This is a genomic window from Neobacillus niacini, assembly GCF_019749295.1.
Taxonomy (GTDB): domain Bacteria; phylum Bacillota; class Bacilli; order Bacillales; family Cytobacillaceae; genus Neobacillus; species Neobacillus niacini_D.
In genome coordinates this window covers 556496-574779 of the sequence record NZ_JACWFG010000011.1, presented here as the reverse complement: position 1 = coordinate 574779, position 18284 = coordinate 556496, and the positions used below count along the sequence as shown (strand labels likewise).

Genomic DNA, 18284 nt, shown 5'->3' with positions numbered 1-18284 from the left:
GACTGATGAATTACTTGATTCGCAGTAAAAAGTTAGTAACGGTAAGTCAGTTAGGGACTGTAAAAGATGGTGCAATGGTTATTGAGAATGGTAAAATCGCTGAGATTGGCATCTGGGAGAGTTTGAAGGAGAAATTTCCGGGGTTAGATGTGATGGATTGTTCGAACTATGTGATTACACCTTCACTGGTAGATTGCCATACTCATTTACTAGAATTTGCCCCAACCTCTCTCTATCCAGTGAGTTCTGAAACTCATTTTTTAGCCGGAAAAGCGATACTCCTTCAAGCATTATCAGCTGGTATAACGGCACTTGGCGAGCAGATCTGCGGCCATCCGCTGTGTGATTTTTCAAAAGAAGATTACCAAAAAGCCGTTGATGGTATTCCTATTGATGTTTCCTTTGCAACAACAAGTATCTCTATTGGGTTTGAAAATTTGGCTCATTTTACTGCCATCACCCAATCGCGCGGCGTTACTCAATACGATTTGTCCGATCCCATTTTGGTACAAATGATTGCGCTTCTAAGTGATTATCCTGGTGAAAATATCTTTATCAATGCGACACCGGCAAATTTTACCGAAAAAGAAGTCCCGCGGGCTGGAGAAATCATCTACACGCTCGAGGAATTAAAAAAGATTGTAAAAATCTATCATCGATTAGGAAAAAGAATTGGTGCTCATGTTGGAGGTGAAGAAGGAATCAAACTTGCACTAGAGGCAGGTATCGATGTCCTGCACCATGCACATGGAATCTCCGATAAACAAATTAACATTGCTGCAAAGCAAGGAGTTAAAGTGGTCGCCACCCCAATGGGCGGTACCCATTTACAGCCGAACTCGCCAGAAGAAATTCTTAAGTTCTTTCAAAAAGACATCCCGGTTTCGATTTCGACGGACTCCTATCTTCCGCCCTATCCAGGAACTTCCTGGCTGCCGTTTCAAGATCAAACTTTAAAAGGACCTGACGTCTTAATGCTGATTGCTCAGCCAGCTATGCAGCTTTTAAAGAAGCATCATTACGATGAAAATAAGATTCTAGCATTATTAACAGACAATCCTGCTAAGCTATTAGGAAAGGATGACACTTTCGGACGACTAGAAGCAGGTTTGGAAGCAAATTTCTTAGTTTCTGAAGGTATTCCTGGCCTGGAAATAACAGCAATCGATCAGATAAAGCATGTTTTCTATAAAGGCGTTAAAGTAATTGACCGCCTATAAAAAGTATATAGGCAGAGTAATTCGATTACCTAGGAATTAGCTCTGCTTTTTTAATGGCTACCTCTCTAAAATCAAGTAATCCTTAGTCTTAGTAACCGGAATATCATACACATTAGCAAAATCAATTAAATCCTGATATATATTGTTGGGGTTGAAGTTTGCTATTTTAATAGGGAACCCTTTTTCATTTTTTATCATGACGCATTTCTGTGCCCAGCCAATCCGTTTAAACTTCATTGTTTTAATATTTTGATGATGAACCACTTTTTTGTACAGTGTTAAATTAAATAACTGAATTTGATACGTTAAATATCCTTCATTTATTTCAACCTTATATTCTGCCAAAAGTGCCATACCAATAATAAAGGCCAAGACTAACTGCAATATTTGTAACCCTTGGGGAAACTCCTCAACCTTGAACAAAATCAACACTAGAAATAATAACGAACCCAAAACCCTTCTCTGTGCTCTTGCATAATACAAACACTCCACCTCACTCTTATCAATAAAAATATTAAACTAATACAATTATTTCAAATAATGGAAATATTAGCAATGGCGAATCAACCTGTTGATTAGAATTATAGAGTTAAAGAAAAAAGCGGTTTTATTCTAATATAAGAATAAAACCGCTTTTCATTTTCCCATTATGATACATTTAGACAAAATTCAGGAATGTCGATTTTCACTTCACTGCCCTGCTCGGATGAACGTAATATCCCATCAATGATCGCCTGATTGATCACAATTTGTTCACCTGGAATGGGTGCAGGTTTACCACTCTTTATTGCCACAACAAAGTCGCGTACCTTTTCATAAAAAATATTTAACTGATGATTTTGAACAGGAATTGCAGATTCTACATGGTGCCCTTTTATATCATGGAATAAGCTGATTGTGCCGATTCCACCGTCCCACACACCGCTCCATGGTCCGCTGCCTGCTGGCGTTAATTTCAACCCAGCATCTTTTCCCAGGAAGAGAGTTGGACCGAGAGAGTCCATATGCATGGCCCATGATATTTTAAAATTTAGAACAATTCCGCCTTCTAGACGGATCATCGCTGCACCAAAATCCTCGACTTCAAACTTATCCGCCTCCTTGTGATATAGCGGATTGGTTCCGAAATGATTAGACGTATAAGCTGATACAGTTAAGGGCTTAGGATAGCCCAATGTATTTAAAGCTAGGTCTAATGAATAACAACCAATATCCGCCATCGCACCTGCACCTGCTAATTCTTTATTGATAAAGGTTCCTTCTGGCATTCCCCGCCGTCGTCCGCCGCCTGTTTCAACATAATAGACATTCCCTAATTGACCCGATTGAACGATTTCTTTTACCGCTTTCATATTCGGATCGTATCTTGGTTGAAATCCGACAGTCAGGATTTTATCTGCCTTTTTGGAGGCCTCCACCATTTCAATTCCCTGGCTTAAGGTAACAGCCATCGGCTTTTCTACTAGCACATGTTTTCCGGCATTAAGGGAATCAATGCTTGTACGGTGATGGGCCACATTTGGAGTACAAATACTCACACCATCCAGATCCATATGTAAAAGCTCTAGGTGGTCATCAAAAGCTTGAGCTTCTTTTAATTCAAGCTGTTCAATAAATTGCTTAGCCTTGCCTGGAATCACGTCGGCAACAGCTACAATCCTTACATCTGGCATTTGCTTATAAGCTCTTGCATGAGCAGCTGCAATTCCGCCGCTGCCAATAATACCGATATTGAGCGCAGTTGACATCGTATTTCCTCCAACTATTAATTTTCCGTTACTTGACTAAAGTAATAGGTTGATAAGTTCCCTCAATCAAGTGTCTTAAATTATCTAAGCTCTCATTAATTCGTAATAAAGGAAGATTGCTCTTGAAAGTAAACAGCTTTTCCTGTCTTAGCAGATTCATAGATTGCCTCTAAGATTTGCGTCACCACCAATGCTTGTTCCGGCTTTACCACTGGCTCTGTGTCGTGAAGGATATTATCAATCCAAAGCCTTGCTTCTAGGTCGGCATCTGACTCCGAGTTTCCATCATAAAAGGCTACTCCACCGGCACCAAGCTCAATATTGGTTGTATAAAGCTTTCCGAAGCTTTCCCCGTTGATTCTAAGTCCATCCTTCATATCCGCTCCTCCCTCTGTTCCGCTTAGTGAACATTTTGCCTCATCCTCATCTAGAGAATTTAAAGCCCAGCTTGTTTCGAGCACAATGGTAGCGCCATTTTCCATCGTAATAAAGCCAAAGGCGGAATCCTCAACGGTAAATTTTTCTGGGTCCCACGTTCCCCATGCATTGGCAGCATTTTTCTTTTGGCTTAATTTATGATAAGTGTTACCCATAACGGATTTAGGTTTATAGTTATTCATCATCCATAATGTTAAATCCAGGGCGTGGGTGCCAATATCAATTAACGGGCCTCCCCCTTGTTTTTCTTCATCCAAAAACACACCCCAAGTTGGAACTGCACGGCGGCGGATCGCATGGGCCTTCGCAAAGTAAATCTCGCCTAAATCCCCGCGTTCACATACTTGATTCAGATGCTGGCTATCTGGACGGAAACGATTGTTATATCCGATTGTCAGTTTTTTACCAGAGCGTTTTGCCGCCTCCACCATGGTTTGGGCTTCAGCAGACGTCTTCGCCATCGGTTTTTCACACATTACATGCTTACCTGAATCCAGAGCAGACACAGTTATTTCCGCATGCGAATCATTTGGAGTTAGAACATGGACCACATCAATACTTTCATCCTGAAGGAGTTCATGATAATCTTCATACACCTTCGCACCGGGAGCTCCGTATTTAACGGCCGCCTTTTCAGCTCTTTCAATCAGTACGTCACAAAAAGCCACTAATTCAACATGCTTCAGCTTAGATAAACTTGGCATATGTTTTCCATTTGCGATACCGCCACAACCAACAATGGCTACTTTCACTTTTTTTGTCATCTTCATTTCCTCCTGTTTTGTTTATTTAAAATAAAGAGCCAGATGTTCTTTCGCTTTTCTAATTCCTTGCTGCTCCTTCTCTAAAGACCCCCAATAGCGATGATCTTCTAGTTCTATGCTAATGGGACCCTGATAACCGACTTTTTCTAATCGCACCGCTACCTTTGACCAATCCACATCCCCTTGCCCAGGGATGGTGTATCTCCAAGGCCCTTCTGAAAAATCATAGTTTGCTCCAAAGGTGGCAGTAAGGGTTCCAAATTCATATTGTTCATCATGTAATATTTCAGTGTCTTTACCATGACAGTAATTAATTCTATCACCAAATTCACTCAATACTCGTAAATGGTCAATTCCTAACCTTACTAAATGGGAAGGATCATAATTGATCCCGAAATGTTTAGAAGGTATAACGTTGAACATCGCTCTTAGCATTTCAGGTGTGCATCCTAACGTTGGATAATAGGGAGCAGGTCCCGGCCACCCTTCTAAAGCAATATAAATGTTTTCTTGTTCTGCGTGTTTAACAATAGCAGGAAAGGTTTCTTTCCAGATTTCAAACGCCCTTTTTCTCGGCAAGGTTATATCATCCGGAACCAAACACATAAACATAACTTTTCCGCCAAGCTGAGAAATCTCAGTCATTTGCGTTTTTAAAGCAGTCACTGCTTCTTCACGACTTTTCTCGTCTTCACTTAAGAGCTTTGTATTGCCAACGGCACCTACACCATCAATGGACCCTACTTCAAGCCCAGCATTTTCTAAAGCGGATTTCACCTCTTGGTTATAAAAGGGAACATCGATGACATCCAAGCCAATACTAGCAGCGAATTTTGCTACCGATTCCATTCCCTCTGCACCGATTTTTGGTGATATTCTCATTCCTATTTTTTTATTCATATGAACAACCTCCTACTAGTTTTAATTACTATTAATAGATTCCTATTTAATTCCACTGAAAGTGATACCTTTAATAAATGTTTTTTGCAAAAAGAAGAATAAGATCACAACAGGAATCGTCATCATTGTCGATACAGCCATCATGAGTCCCCATTCAGAACCCTTCTGGCTTTGGAATTGCTGTAAACCTAGAGATAAAGTGTATTGGACGGAATCTGTTAAATAGAGTAATGGGCCGATAAAGTCTGTCCAACTTGCCATAAATTGAAATAGTCCTACGGCCAATACCGCTGGTTTTGCTAGTGGAAGCATGATTTGCCAATAGATTCTAAATTCGCTGGCACCATCTATTTTCGCTGCCTCTCTTAAACTATCAGGTAAGCCCATAAAAAATTGCCTTAATAGGAAGATGTAAAAAGGAATTCCGAAAAATGCCGGAAGGATTAATGGATAAGGTGTACCTACCATCCCTAATTTTTCAAACAATAAAAATAATGGAATCATGGTCACCTGCCCTGGAATCATCATCACACCAATGGTAATGATAAAAAGGATATTCCTCCCTGGCCACTTCAGTTTCGCGAAGCTATATGCAACAATTGGACACGATAAAACAGCGCCAACGGTACTTAGCACGGTAATAATGATGGTGTTTTTTAAATAAGTGAAAAACGGGATATAATTCATGGCATCAATATAATTGCTCCACTTCACCGGCTTTGGAATCCATTCAGGCGGAAATGTAAATACTTGTGTTAATGGTTTTAATGATGTTGAAACCATCCAGATAAATGGAATCATAAAGAAAAATGATGCGATGATTAGAACAATATGTGCTGAAAAAACCGATACTTTCTTTTTCCTTGCTGCATCCATTTTTTCTCCTCCCTTATTTGCCCTGGTAGTGAACCCAGCGCTTGGATGTTAGAAATACAAAGGCCGTTAGTGCCATAACAATTACAAATAAAACCCATGCCATAGCAGACGCATAGCCCATTTTGAAAAATTTAAAGCCGTTATCATATAAATACATCACATAAAATGTTAACGAATTCGCGGGTGTCCCTTTTCCTTGTGTCAATGTGTAAGGTAATGTGAATTGCTGGAATGCCCCAATAATACCCATGACCAAATTAAAAAAGATAACCGGTGTTAATAAAGGCAAAGTAATATGAAACGTTTTTTGAAACCAGTTTGCTCCATCAACATTTGCTGCATCATAATAATCCTCCGGAATATCTCCCAGTCCCGCTAAATAGATGACCACAGCCTGCCCTATTCCCCACAAGGACATCAGGATTAGTGAAGGCTTTGACCATGTCTCACTTCCAAGCCAGGATGGCCCTTCAATACCAATCGTACTTAAAATTCCATTTACTAACCCAAACCCTGGATTTAACAGCCACATCCATAAAACCGCCAACGCTACATGCGGGACAAGAGTCGGTAGGAAGAAAATGGTTCGGTATACGGCCATCCCTTTAACCTTCATGTTCAACATCATGGCCAGTGCCACACCAAAAATGATTCCTAATGGCACATAAAACACCGCAAAGTAAACGGTATTATAAACGGATTTCCAAAATAATTGATCTTTCAATAAATCTTTATAATTCTGCAACCCGATGAATTCACCTGGCTGTAGAATGCTGTATGTAGTAAAGCTAAAATAAATGGATGAAAACAAGGGAATCGCATAAAAAACAAGTAAACCGATAATCCAAGGTGAGGCAAATAAAATTCCGGTTTTGTATTGCCCCCCATTAGGAAGCCTTTTCTTAGCAGTGATGTTTATTTGATTAATAGACTCTGTTTTAGGAGAGTTCTTATTTTCAGCCAATTGTATGTTACCTTTCACTTTAATAACCGCTCCTCTCCGCTATTCATATTTCAGGAGGAGAAAAACTCCTCCCTTGTTTATTCATTTCCTGCACCTGCATCTAGCCGCGATACGATGCTGATTAGGCACTTAGATTTTTCATTTACTTAGTTCTTTATTTACTTTTTCATTCACTTTTTCCAGTAACTCTTCTGGAGTTCCATTTCCACGTGTTGCATTTTCCACCGCGCTCGCCAATTCATTCCAGTATAAGGATCCTTGGGTCATAACAGGTCTATGGTGAGAAACAGGCAGGATATTGACAAACTCTTTTAAAATTGGGTCTTCTTTATATCCTAGTTCTCCGTTGACGGAATCGATAACAGAGAAGTCTCTAGCGATTCCACTAAAAATCTTTTGACCTTCCTCCCCGCCAAAGAACTTCATAAATTCCCATGCAGCGTCTTTATTCTTCGCGCCCTTAGGAATCACAACAGACCATCCGCCAGACCATGTTGTATGATTTTCTCCTGTTGGAGTCGGCATAGGGAATACCCCATATTTCAAATCAGGTTTGAATTTCTTAATGGCGGAAACCTCCCATGGTCCGCTTACCTTCATGCTTAGCTGGCCCGTTAAGAATGGGTCCATAGCACCCTGTCCTTGTGAATCAGTAAAACCTGCAATATCCTCGACATTGTATTTTTTTGCATAGTCTGTAATCCATTGAAGAGCCTCTACAACCTTTGGATCAGTGGCAGTTGCTTTATTTGTTTCAGTATTAAAGAATTCTCCTCCGAACGACCAGCCCCAGCCATAAAACCAGCCTTGTCCAAACCAAGGAATAAAACCAATACGTTCAAAGCGCTTTCCTTTTTTCTTGGTTAATTTCTCTGCCGCAGCTTCTAATTCTGCAATTGTTTTCGGTGGGTTTTCAGGGTCTAAGCCCGCCTCTTTAAAATGATTGATATTAAAATACACGAGCCTAGAATCTGTAGTGGTAGGGATTCCATATAGTTTTCCTTGGTAATTAGCCTCATCCCATGCAAATGGATAGTAGGTATCCTTTGTAACACCGCTTGATGCAGCTAATTGAGTCAAATCCTCCAAGGAGCCTTGTGCTGCCCATGATCCGATTTCGAAACGATCGAAGTATGCAACATCAGGTGGATTTCCTCCAGAGATAGCAGTCATTAATTTTTCATTTTGGCCTTCACCTTGATTTGCTGTATAGACTGCATTGATTTTGATATCTGGATTTTGTTTTTCAAATTCCTTAATAACTGCGTCAACCGCTTCACCCGTAACATCTGTCATCGGATGCCAAAATGTCACCGTTGTTTGATTTTTGTTTCCTTTTTCTGAAGAACTAGATTTCGAGGAACATCCAGAAAGAATCATTGATAATGTCAGAACGAATATTAATGCTAAAGCCCCGATTCTTTTTTTCTTTTGTTTCATCTTCATCCCCCTGCCTTTTTTACTATTATTTTTTAATCACTTCCTATGTACTTTCTTAGATGCACCATTAATAAAAGCGCTTTCAAAGGTTGATAAAAAAATATAACTTAAGATGATATAACAACTCATGCTTGTTATTATTAATGGTATATTGATAGATTACCAAGTGCATATATTTATGTCAACATATTTTTTGAATATTCGTTCTTTATGTTCTCTTTAGGTATTCCATATCATCTATTCCTTTCTTTTTTCCCAAAAAGAATGGGAATAAATAAAAAAAAAACAATCCTTACTCAATGGATTGTTTTTTGGATTAATTTATTATGGAAGATTCGGAGCCGTTGATTTTCCTTTAAAAAGTGTAAAATCAATAACAGTATGCTTGGGAATTTTTTCTCCATTTAACTGTTTCATTAATAAATGAACGGCCTTCTTTCCCATTTCTTCCTCATGTTGATGGATATGAGTAAAGAGAGGCTGTTCATAACGGTCTTCTGGACAGTCAAAACAAACAATGGAATAATCTTCGGGAACTTTTTTTCCCAACTTGTTTAATACATTATTAAGAGTAAGAGCCAAATTATATTCACCTACAACAAAGGCCGTGACTTCCGGATGGTTTTCAATAAAACGTTTGATGGATTGCGAATCGGCTTGCAAGGTTATACCTGACTGATCTTCATTATTTTGCGGTAAGGAACTGATCAAATCAATTACTAATAAATCAGGATTCAATTTCAATCCTTGCTTTGAATAAGCGATGTGAAACCCTTGGAGTCTCTCTTCAATCGTCGAATTACCGTTTGGAGTCGGGGACATGAAAGCGATTTCCTTATGACCTAAAGTGAATAAATAATTCGTTAAGGTTTCAGAGGCTGATTGATTATTTGTACAAACAGAACTTGCGGGAATTCCCTTCAAGTAACGATCCACCAACACGATTGGAAAATCCTTTAATACTAGTTTTAATATTTCTGTATTGTAATGTTCACCGTGGACAGGAAAAATGATGAGACCATCCACTCCACTATTTACAAGATCAATTATCGCATTTTCCTCTTCTTTTGTTTTCCCTCCTGTACGACGGATAATCAAGTTGCAGTTGTTTAGCAGACAGACTTTTTCTATGGTTTTCACTAGGTTTAAGCCAAAGGCATTATCAAAATCAGGTATGATTAAAGCGATTAATTTACTATTTGGTAGAATGGGACTTGGGATGTCATTTGTAGAGCAATCGTTATTTTCTTGCTGCAGATTGGCCACAAATGATCCTTTCCCTCTTATCCGCTCAATGATGTTATTTTGAGCTAGCAAATCCAACGCTTTTTTTGATGTAATTCTGCTTACATCAAATTCTTCTGCCAGCTCCTTTTCTGAAGGAACTCTATCTCCCTCCATTAAATGTCCTTGTTTTATCTGATTGATAATATATTCATATATTTTTTCGTATAAGGGAGTACTCATTCTCTTATTCACCTTTTAAAGTTGATATATTTATTATATATAAATATATCATCTAAAAGCTGTTAAAACAACTAAAATAGTCATTTATTACTAGTTAGTATGTGTACCGCAAACAAAAATAAACCCGTCCTAAGGAAAGAACGTGAGATAAAATACGCATTATGTCACTTATTTAGAAGGCAGCTCGTTAAAGAATGCTACATCCTCTATTGGAAGTCGTGTAGTAGGATGTCCTGGTTTTGCTGCTTTTCCGATAGCAATGAGCATAACTGGCACAAACTGTTGGGAAATTCCGAATGCTTCCATGAATTTCGCTTTATCGTACCCGCCCATCGGAACCGTGTCGTAACCTTTGGATCGGGCCACAAGCATAAGCAGCATGGAGATTAGGCCGCCATCGGTATATACGATCTGGCGAGCTGTTTCAGGCGGTAAGCTTGAGTACATGCCAACTGTTCGTTCGATGAAAGATTTAGCCGTGTCAGCTGGCATAAAGCCTGCTTCCGCTGCCTGACCATAAATTTTTTCAGCATTCTTGTAGCTTTCCACATCGCCAAGTACTGCAATAACAGCAGAAGCTTCGACTACTTGTTGTTGGTTAAACGAGATGGGTAAAAGCTTTTCCTTTAACTCAGGTTTATCGATGACTAGAAAACGCCATGGCTGCAGGTTTGATGACGAAGGAGCTAATGTTGCTAGCTCCAGTATTTCAGTCATTTCTTCACGTGAAATCTGCACTGTCGGATCGTAAGCACGCACAGATCGACGTTCACGAATAACATCTATAAACTTTTGCTGTTCGATTTTTTCTAAGGTTTGAGTGTTTGACATTCTAATTCCTCCAAGTAATACATGATAGTTCGTTCAACTCTATTGTGAACATTTTTATAAGATTCTTATATTAGTAATGTGATTAACCCTATATGTGGATAAGATATATCGTATCTTACAAAGTCACCTTACCCACTTTAATGCTAATTGTCAAAAGTAATGCATTCGCCGCTTATTTGGTTTTCTGTTTTCTTAAATGATGCTCTTATGCATTAACTTCCTTTATAAGTTGAGTCATTGAATTCAATTTCGCTGACAGCTCATTAAACCATTCTTCATCTCCGGTTGATAACGCCAAGTCAATTAGGAAAAGGATTTGTTCCTTATTAGATACATTCGCAGCTGGCAGGCATTTTAGCTGGCTGGTTAATAATGCTACTGTTTTGCCGCATATGTCTTTGTTGTCACTTGTGACAATCGTGACCTTAGCCACTCCTTCTAAAATGCTCAGTGAGTCAATATAACCTATAATTAATTCCCCGCTCAGCAAATTACCCTTAACCCAATCACCTAGTTCTAACATTGGAAAATGATTATTATTCAACATAATTTTTCACCTGCTCGGAAAAGTATTGTACTACTAAATATTCAACATTTACTGTAATTTAAATTATTACAGTTAAATTAGAAAGAAACTTGTTGCCAAGTCTTTATTCTTTTTGATTGATTAGATCAACAATTTCTCTAATGGTGTAGTCTTTTAAATATTCACCCAGATGGTCTTCCGCACCTAAAAAAATGGTAAACAAGACACTCTGCATATTTGCCCCTACAATGCACCGTTCATTTGATTCAGGGCATTTAGGCTGAAGTGTACCTTCAGAAGTAATCTTATATATATCCCAGAGATTAACCTCACTAAGATCTAGAGCAAATATAAATCCGCCGCCTGTTCCTTCTTTTGATTTAATAAAACCATGTTTTTTTAATAAACTTAATACTTTTCGAATACGTACTGGGTGGACTCCGGCACTTTCTGCGATATACTCACTTGTTGACATCCGATCTGGCTGTAATGCAAGCAGTGTTAAACTGTGAATGGCAAGTGTAAAATCACTGTTCATGACCTTCCTCCTAAACATTCATCATATTTTATTATAGCTACTATTACCTATTATATCATTTACTATACTGTATTGATAAACGTTACAGATTGGCTGCACATAACTTTCATTTACATCCCTATTAGTTAGCGGCTTTTTGCGATTCAATGTGTACAAATGTACGAAGCCTGCGTGGTAAAAACCTGCTAATTTCGTCCTCGTTATATCCAACTTGTAATCTCTTTTCATCTAGGATGATTGGGCGTCGCAACATTTTCGGGTTGTCGATTAATAATTTATATAAGGCATTGAGTGGCAGAGATTCAATATCGACATTCATTTCCTGGAAAGCTTTTGAGGTTGTTGAGATAATCTCGTCCGTCCCTTCTTCTGTCAGGCGAAGAATCGATTTAATTTCATCAATGGTAAGTGGACTAGCAATTATATTTCTTTCAATATAATCAATCTGACGATCCTCCAGCCACGCCTTTGCTTTTCGACAAGAACCACAGCTTGGTGTTGTAAATACTGTTACCATACCTTTACACACTCCCTTTTTATCATTCAACCATTGCTTAATATCCTAAATGTAACGAAAAATATTACAGTTATAAGGCCATAAGAACATGTAAATTACAAACTAATTTAGAGAGCTAAACTCAATGGCTATACTGTAATATTAATTTTTACAGTTGAATTTGTCAAATGTAATTATATGGGTAAATGAATTATTTTTATGAATAACGATTAATTACGGGTCTAACCTCTTTCTTTGAGGCTAGACCACTCTTCCATTATCTTATTATTTCCTATTTCTTATGCAGCGTTTAACCAAATCCTAATAAAATTGAATAAATCGGTTATAGACAGCTCGCGCATTTTTCGCTTCATTCGTACCGTGAATAATTGCACGGCCATCCTTAAAGAATACAACTCGATAATCCTCAAATTTACATGAAAGCAAATATTGGTTTAATACAGGATTCTTAACGTGACTCTCCAATCTCTCCAACAAGTGAGGGAGGGAATATGTTCTTCGTCCTAGCCCTGGACGAAGCTGGACAGCATCTCTTCCACATAAGACATCTGTTTTCATCTGGTTTTCAAACGATAAAAAAGGATGGGATGGATGTTCTCCACAAGTTGGACAAAGTTTGTTTTTTAACTGAGTCACATTAATCTCCGCTTTTTCATTTTTCCAAATATCCATGGATTGAAGTATCGGAAAAAGTGTTTCACCTGAAAGAATCTGTAAAACTTGTGTAATTTGTAATGCCGCCGTAATTTGAACAATCGGACTTATCACGCCTACAGTATCACAAGTCATCCCATCCATTGGCAAATAATTTAGTAAACAATGTAAACAAGGTGTTTCTCCCGGAATAATCGGATATGTAAGTCCATAACTTCCCACACATGCTCCAAATAGAAATGGAATTCCATGTTTCACAGCTGCATCATTTACAATTAAACTAGTTTCAAAATTATCAGTTGCGTCCACAATCACTGAATGACCTTTTATCAATTCTTCAATATTCAGTCCGTTAACATCTTCTATGAAACAATTAATCGTAATTTCGCTGTTTATTTGTTCGAGTCTTGTTTTGGCAGCAATGGCCTTTGGTAATTGATTACTTACGTCTTCTTCTGTATATAATTGCTGCCTTTGTAAATTGGTCAGATCGACATAATCTCGATCGACTACCGTCAGGACCCCGATCCCAGCTCTTACTAACATTTCAGCACTTGCAGATCCAAGTGCTCCAGCACCAATGATGATTACACTCGCCTCATTTATATTAGCTTGTGCCTTACTTCCTAAAAATAACTCCTGTCTGGAATACCGATTACTCAAGATGTCACCATCCCAGTTGTTGGACTGCTCGCTATCGCATACTCCTTTTCTTCTATTCTTCCAGCTTCAAATCCTAAACGCCCTGCTGTTACTGACAGCTTCATTGCCTGAGCCATTTTAACAGGATCTTTCGCACCTGAAACGGCTGTATTTAGTAACACTCCGTCCGCACCAAGCTCCATCGCAAAGGCTGCATCTTTAGGAGAACCAATACCCGCATCAATGATCACCGGAATCGAAGACTGTTCAATAATAAACTTTAGGTAAAGTGGATTGATAATTCCCTTACCAGAGCCAATCGGTGATGCAGCTGGCATGACAGCGTGTACCCCAAGTTCTTCAAGACGTCTTGCTAACACAACATCATCGGATGTATAAGGCAAAACAATAAATCCTTCTTCCAATAACATTTCAGAGGCTTTTAATGTTTCAATAGGATCTGGTAAAAGTGTTCGATCATCTCCAATCACTTCTACTTTAATCATGTCACATAATCCAGAGGCTTTTGCCAGTTTTGCAATCCGCACCGCCTCTTCAGCTGTTTTAGCACCTGCCGTATTAGGAAGAAGTGTATATTTTGACAAATCTAGTTGTTCAAGAAAATTCGGCTGCTCCTCAGCAAATATATTCATTCTTCTAACAGCAAAGGTTAAAATTTCTGCTTCGGATACTTCTACCGCCTTTTTTTGAATTTCAAATGATGGATATTTACCCGTTCCTAATAACAATCTTGATTGAAACGTACGATTGGCAATTTTTAACATGTTTCATCCTCCTCCTACAAAATGAATAATTTCAACGACATCCCCATGCGAAAGACTCATTGTTTTATAGTTTTCTTTCATGACAATTTCCTTGTTGATTTCAACTATGACAATACGATTTTCTAAATGATAGTGGGAAAGTAATTGTTCCACCGTATTGACTCCCTCTCGAAGGTCAACACTCTTTCCATTTAATGTAATGGACATTTATTCACCTACTTACCAGCAATGGCTGATGGCGGTCGATTTTAAAGGCCTCCACCCATTCGCTTTTTATTTGTCTTTTAAGTATCAAATCAGTAATCATCTGCCCCGTTGCAGGAGCAAGCAGGATCCCATTTCGATAATGGCCTGTAGCAAATAAAATCCCTTCTTCTTCAGGATGATGCCCAATGAATGGCTTTTGATCAAATGTTTGAGGACGTAATCCAGCCCAAAATGAGTCCATTTTCATATCTGCAACAGTCGGAAGCATCGTTTTTGCCTTCGCAATGATACTGTCAATTCCACTGAGACTAACTCTTTCATTCCAGTCATTCTCAATCATGGTAGCTCCAATCACAAGCCTTCCGTTATTTCTAGGGACAATATAACAGTGATCATGAAAGATGGTTTTTTTCAGAGTCGCTTTTTCATCTATTACAGAAAGGCATTCCCCTTTTACAGGAGTCAATTGATGGTCTAACCCAAGCTGTTTAAAAAATGTTGTACTCCAAACCCCGCTTGCCACCACAACATGCTTAGCTTCAACTTGACTTGTTGCTGTTTGAATCAAGTAGCTATTATCTTGCTTTTGAATATCGAGTACAGGGTAAAATTCGAAAAGAGAAGCTCCAAGTATTTGGGCACTTTTGGCAAATGCCTCACAAACAGCGGTTGGCACAACATTGACATCTTCTTCAATGTAGGCTGCCCCTGCTACTTCGGAAGACACATCAGGTTCCATCTCCCATACAGCCTCTTTATCGAGCCATTTTACAGTGTGTTGAGATAAGGTGGAACGAAGCTCATTTATATCCTTTTCATTATAAGCAAGCTTTAAAATCCCGCCTTTTCTGTACCCTATATCGAGACCGCTCAAATGATGTAATTCTTCTTTAAGTTGGGAATAGGCATACTGACTGCTTCTTGCAAAAGGGAAAAATACATCAAAATCCTCGTCACATTCAGAGTGAGCTCCAAGCATTCCAGCTGCAGCACTAGTCGACTTCGACCCTATTTGATTGCCCTCAAACAATGCCACATTCATCTTTTCCTTTGCTAAATAATAGGCAATTGAGCAGCCAATGATTCCGCCTCCAATGATGGCTACTTCAAATTTTTGTTTCATGATTTATCGCCTCATAATACTGTTTTGTTGAAGAGAATGGATTTTCTGCAGAAAAAATTCCTGACATCACCGCTATACCATCTGCTTTTACCTGTTGTAAAGTATCTATTTTATTCAATGTAATACCACCAATAGCATAAACAGGGATCCTAAGCTCCTGTTTCATTTTGAGAATAGGCTGAATGCCATTGGGAGTCTTTCCTTTTTTACTATCCGTCTCAAAGCAATGACCATATAAAACATAATCCGCGCCATCTCTTTCCGCTTTCTTTGCTCCCTCATAAGAATGAACAGAGCGTCCAACCCTTATATGTGGATAATTTTGTTTAACCATTTTTACTGGAAGACCTTTTTCTGGTAAATGAGCACTTTGGATACCCATTAACAAAGCAATATCCAAAGTGTCATTTAGGATAATTTTATCTTTTTCAACACCACCCTCCTCTAAATATTGGAGCAAGGTAATAATTTCTTGAGCTGTTTTTGTTTTTTCACGTATTTGGACAATATCGACCATATCTTTTATCGCAATAATCTTAGATGCCAGATCACGTACTGATTGCCTATCATCTGTTACTGCTATTAGCTTCACGTTTATCTCTCCTTAAATACAATTAAAAATCGTCAGACACCTCCTCAAAAAAACATTTAGGATCAATCCTATCAGCATTTTGCCAATAAAAAAACCACTTTCCTAAATAGAAAAGTGGTTTGGTTTGAAATTTGTTTACATGCAAACAAGTACAAACATTCACTACTTTCCTACGCAGGTACTAACCTGTTCAGGTTTTGAGGGTTTAAAAGTAACTACTTTATTCTCAGCCCTTATCAAGGGATCCCCTAGCAATTTAATTATTTGGTTTATTTGATTATTCTGATTACGATTGTAATTCTAATACAATAATTGGAAAGTTTCAAGTGTAATATTCAGTGTATAGCCATCCAGGTATGTCATTTGCATAGAAAAGAGCCATAATATACAAGTAGTGCATACACACTTGTATATAACGACTCTATCATTTTTGTATAAATTCCTTTGTATCTAGTCTAGTCGAATTTTTCCCCTTAACCTGTTTTAATGTTGCTACTATTAGGAAGCTAACAATCACTAATAAGAGCCAGGAACTTACCTTTCCTAGATGAACGAGGCTCCAGGCCTCAGTTTGATTTGGATATTCCCATGCTCCAAAGAACGTTGCGATATTTTCGGCTATCCATATAAAGAATCCAATCAACACAAAAGATAGTGCAAGCGGCATACGATAACGCGTTCCATTCACCTCGTATGTTACCCAAGATTGCGAGAAAACGACCAACACAAGTCCAGATAACCACCAACGAATGTCGACCCAAAAATGGTGAGTGAAAAAATTCAAATAAATTGCTGCCGCTAGTGGCACAACCATTAAAAATGGCGGCCACTTAACCAGCTCAACTCTTAATCTCCTCCATGCCTGACAAAGAAAACTAGCGACACTTGCATACATGAATCCACTATACAAAGGTACTCCATAGATTTTGAAATATCCTTCTTCTGGATAAGACCAAGAACCCATGTGTGTCTTGAAAAGTTCAAGCGCCAGTCCAATAAGGTGGAACAAGGTGATTACCTTCAGTTCATCACGTGTTTCAAGTCCCGAACGCACCATCCACCACTGCATCAAAAGGCAGATGATTAGCAGCCAATCATACCGTGGAAGAAAAGGAAGCGGCACGATTTGTGTAATAGCCAAAGAGGCAAAAATAACGACAGGAAACAAACATGATAGTGCCTGTTCCCAACCAAAACTAACCAGTTGTTTTAGTGCTCTCATGCGCTGTGCCTCCACAGATTTTTTAAACAATTACATCTTGCTATTCGGTATCCTCATCACTTCGGTATTCTAGAATGTCTCCCGGTTGACAGTCCAAGGCTTTACAAATCGCCTCTAATGTAGATAATCGTATCGCTTTTGCCTTTCCATTTTTCAAGATTGAAAGATTAGCCATCGTAATTCCCACTCTCTCCGAAAGTTCCGTTACACTCATTTTCCTTTTTGCCAACATCACATCAATATTGATTATAATCGCCATCATTATCACCTCAGACCGTTAAGTCATTTTCAGATTTTATATCAATCGCTTCTTGTAAAAGCCTTTGAAGAACCGCAGCAAATACGGCAATCACCATGGAAGCAAAGATAGGTACCATTCCGACTATGACCAGACCCGGTGCATCATCCAGCTCTGCAACCATAAAAACAAATGGCAAAACGATTGCATACACAACAGAGATTGTGATGGCACAGAATTTAATATTCTTTAGAGCTTTCACAGACAATTCAGAGAAAGCTTGATTTCTATCAATATAGCCTAATAATTTAAAAGCCTGGACCAATGCTCCGAAAAACGGTATTACTGATACATACATCCCTATTACAATAGGATATAGTATGTGGGCATATTCTGGGTTTGCTGGATTCTTAGTTAACCATGTCACACCAAAAATACCCAAAGCTAGAACTGGAATTCCAATCAGAATTACAGCCATCTTTAAAAAGAGTGTTGTTCCTCGTTTCATAAAAAGCACCTCACCTATTTATTTTCCATCTCAATTTACCACGTTATTTATCGTTTTGCAATAAGGAATTATTGTTTTAGTTCA

21 protein-coding genes and 1 riboswitch are annotated in these 18284 nt (G+C 38.6%); of the genes, 1 reads left to right on the top strand and 20 read right to left on the bottom strand.

What is annotated here, in order from left to right; all coding sequences use genetic code 11:
* Window positions 1-5 precede the first annotated feature (5 nt).
* Entirely contained in the window at window positions 6-1220 is a 1215-nt protein-coding gene (locus H0184_RS16675; protein WP_221827119.1) for an amidohydrolase family protein, read from the top strand.
* A gap of 57 nt (window positions 1221-1277) precedes the next feature.
* Here H0184_RS16675 and H0184_RS16670 read toward each other — a convergent pair whose 3' ends face one another.
* From H0184_RS16670 to H0184_RS16575, 20 genes are all read right to left on the bottom strand, one after another.
* Window positions 1278-1703 carry a hypothetical protein gene (locus tag H0184_RS16670; protein ID WP_221827118.1) on the bottom strand — a complete coding sequence of 142 codons (426 nt, stop codon included), beginning with the start codon at window positions 1701-1703 and terminating at the stop codon, window positions 1278-1280.
* A 164-nt stretch (window positions 1704-1867) separates the two neighbouring features.
* Window positions 1868-2968, bottom strand: a complete 1101-nt coding sequence (locus H0184_RS16665; protein ID WP_221827117.1) for a Gfo/Idh/MocA family protein — start codon at window positions 2966-2968, stop codon at window positions 1868-1870.
* 95 nt (window positions 2969-3063) lie between these two features.
* Complete coding sequence (locus H0184_RS16660; RefSeq protein ID WP_221827116.1) at window positions 3064-4170, bottom strand: Gfo/Idh/MocA family protein; 1107 nt, start codon at window positions 4168-4170, stop codon at window positions 3064-3066.
* Window positions 4171-4191: 21 nt separating this feature from the next.
* Complete coding sequence (locus tag H0184_RS16655; protein ID WP_221827115.1) at window positions 4192-5070, bottom strand: sugar phosphate isomerase/epimerase family protein; 879 nt, start codon at window positions 5068-5070, stop codon at window positions 4192-4194.
* A 42-nt stretch (window positions 5071-5112) separates the two neighbouring features.
* Window positions 5113-5946: a carbohydrate ABC transporter permease gene (locus H0184_RS16650; protein WP_221827114.1), complete on the bottom strand. Its 834-nt coding sequence runs from the start codon at window positions 5944-5946 to the stop codon at window positions 5113-5115.
* 13 nt (window positions 5947-5959) lie between these two features.
* Window positions 5960-6874, bottom strand: coding sequence for a carbohydrate ABC transporter permease (locus tag H0184_RS16645; RefSeq protein WP_221827204.1), 915 nt, complete (start codon window positions 6872-6874; stop codon window positions 5960-5962).
* Window positions 6875-7048: 174 nt separating this feature from the next.
* Window positions 7049-8350 (bottom strand): ABC transporter substrate-binding protein, encoded by a 1302-nt coding sequence (locus H0184_RS16640; protein WP_221827113.1) that lies wholly within the window; start codon window positions 8348-8350, stop codon window positions 7049-7051.
* Window positions 8351-8674: 324 nt separating this feature from the next.
* Window positions 8675-9817 carry a GntR family transcriptional regulator gene (locus tag H0184_RS16635; RefSeq protein ID WP_221827112.1) on the bottom strand — a complete coding sequence of 381 codons (1143 nt, stop codon included), beginning with the start codon at window positions 9815-9817 and terminating at the stop codon, window positions 8675-8677.
* A gap of 168 nt (window positions 9818-9985) precedes the next feature.
* Window positions 9986-10648 (bottom strand): nitroreductase family protein, encoded by a 663-nt coding sequence (locus H0184_RS16630; RefSeq protein ID WP_221827111.1) that lies wholly within the window; start codon window positions 10646-10648, stop codon window positions 9986-9988.
* A 205-nt stretch (window positions 10649-10853) separates the two neighbouring features.
* Window positions 10854-11195, bottom strand: a complete 342-nt coding sequence (locus H0184_RS16625; protein ID WP_221827110.1) for an IDEAL domain-containing protein — start codon at window positions 11193-11195, stop codon at window positions 10854-10856.
* Between the two features lie 103 nt (window positions 11196-11298).
* Complete coding sequence (locus H0184_RS16620; protein ID WP_221827109.1) at window positions 11299-11712, bottom strand: RrF2 family transcriptional regulator; 414 nt, start codon at window positions 11710-11712, stop codon at window positions 11299-11301.
* A gap of 121 nt (window positions 11713-11833) precedes the next feature.
* The gene (gene spxA, locus H0184_RS16615) at window positions 11834-12229 is read right to left on the bottom strand and encodes a transcriptional regulator SpxA (RefSeq protein ID WP_221827108.1); all 396 of its coding nucleotides are present in this window, start codon (window positions 12227-12229) and stop codon (window positions 11834-11836) included.
* Window positions 12230-12529: 300 nt separating this feature from the next.
* Window positions 12530-13546, bottom strand: a complete 1017-nt coding sequence (locus tag H0184_RS16610) for a ThiF family adenylyltransferase (protein ID WP_221827107.1) — start codon at window positions 13544-13546, stop codon at window positions 12530-12532.
* A complete protein-coding gene (locus H0184_RS16605) occupies window positions 13543-14310 on the bottom strand; it encodes a thiazole synthase (RefSeq protein WP_221827106.1) in 768 nt (255 codons plus the stop codon). The genes H0184_RS16610 and H0184_RS16605 overlap by 4 nt, the downstream gene beginning before the upstream one ends.
* A 3-nt stretch (window positions 14311-14313) precedes the next feature.
* A complete protein-coding gene (thiS, locus tag H0184_RS16600; protein ID WP_221827105.1) occupies window positions 14314-14517 on the bottom strand; it encodes a sulfur carrier protein ThiS in 204 nt (67 codons plus the stop codon).
* A 4-nt stretch (window positions 14518-14521) separates the two neighbouring features.
* A complete protein-coding gene (gene thiO, locus H0184_RS16595; RefSeq protein ID WP_221827104.1) occupies window positions 14522-15640 on the bottom strand; it encodes a glycine oxidase ThiO in 1119 nt (372 codons plus the stop codon).
* A complete protein-coding gene (locus H0184_RS16590; RefSeq protein ID WP_221827103.1) occupies window positions 15624-16232 on the bottom strand; it encodes a thiamine phosphate synthase in 609 nt (202 codons plus the stop codon). Before H0184_RS16590 ends, thiO begins: the two co-directional genes overlap by 17 nt.
* Window positions 16233-16382: 150 nt before the next feature.
* Window positions 16383-16492, bottom strand: a riboswitch (TPP riboswitch).
* A gap of 164 nt (window positions 16493-16656) precedes the next feature.
* Window positions 16657-17454, bottom strand: coding sequence for a DUF817 domain-containing protein (locus H0184_RS16585; RefSeq protein ID WP_221827102.1), 798 nt, complete (start codon window positions 17452-17454; stop codon window positions 16657-16659).
* 40 nt (window positions 17455-17494) lie between these two features.
* Complete coding sequence (locus tag H0184_RS16580) at window positions 17495-17713, bottom strand: helix-turn-helix domain-containing protein (RefSeq protein ID WP_221827101.1); 219 nt, start codon at window positions 17711-17713, stop codon at window positions 17495-17497.
* Window positions 17714-17723: 10 nt separating this feature from the next.
* Window positions 17724-18200 carry a DUF2975 domain-containing protein gene (locus H0184_RS16575; RefSeq protein ID WP_221827100.1) on the bottom strand — a complete coding sequence of 159 codons (477 nt, stop codon included), beginning with the start codon at window positions 18198-18200 and terminating at the stop codon, window positions 17724-17726.
* Between the last annotated feature and the right edge of the window lie 84 nt (window positions 18201-18284).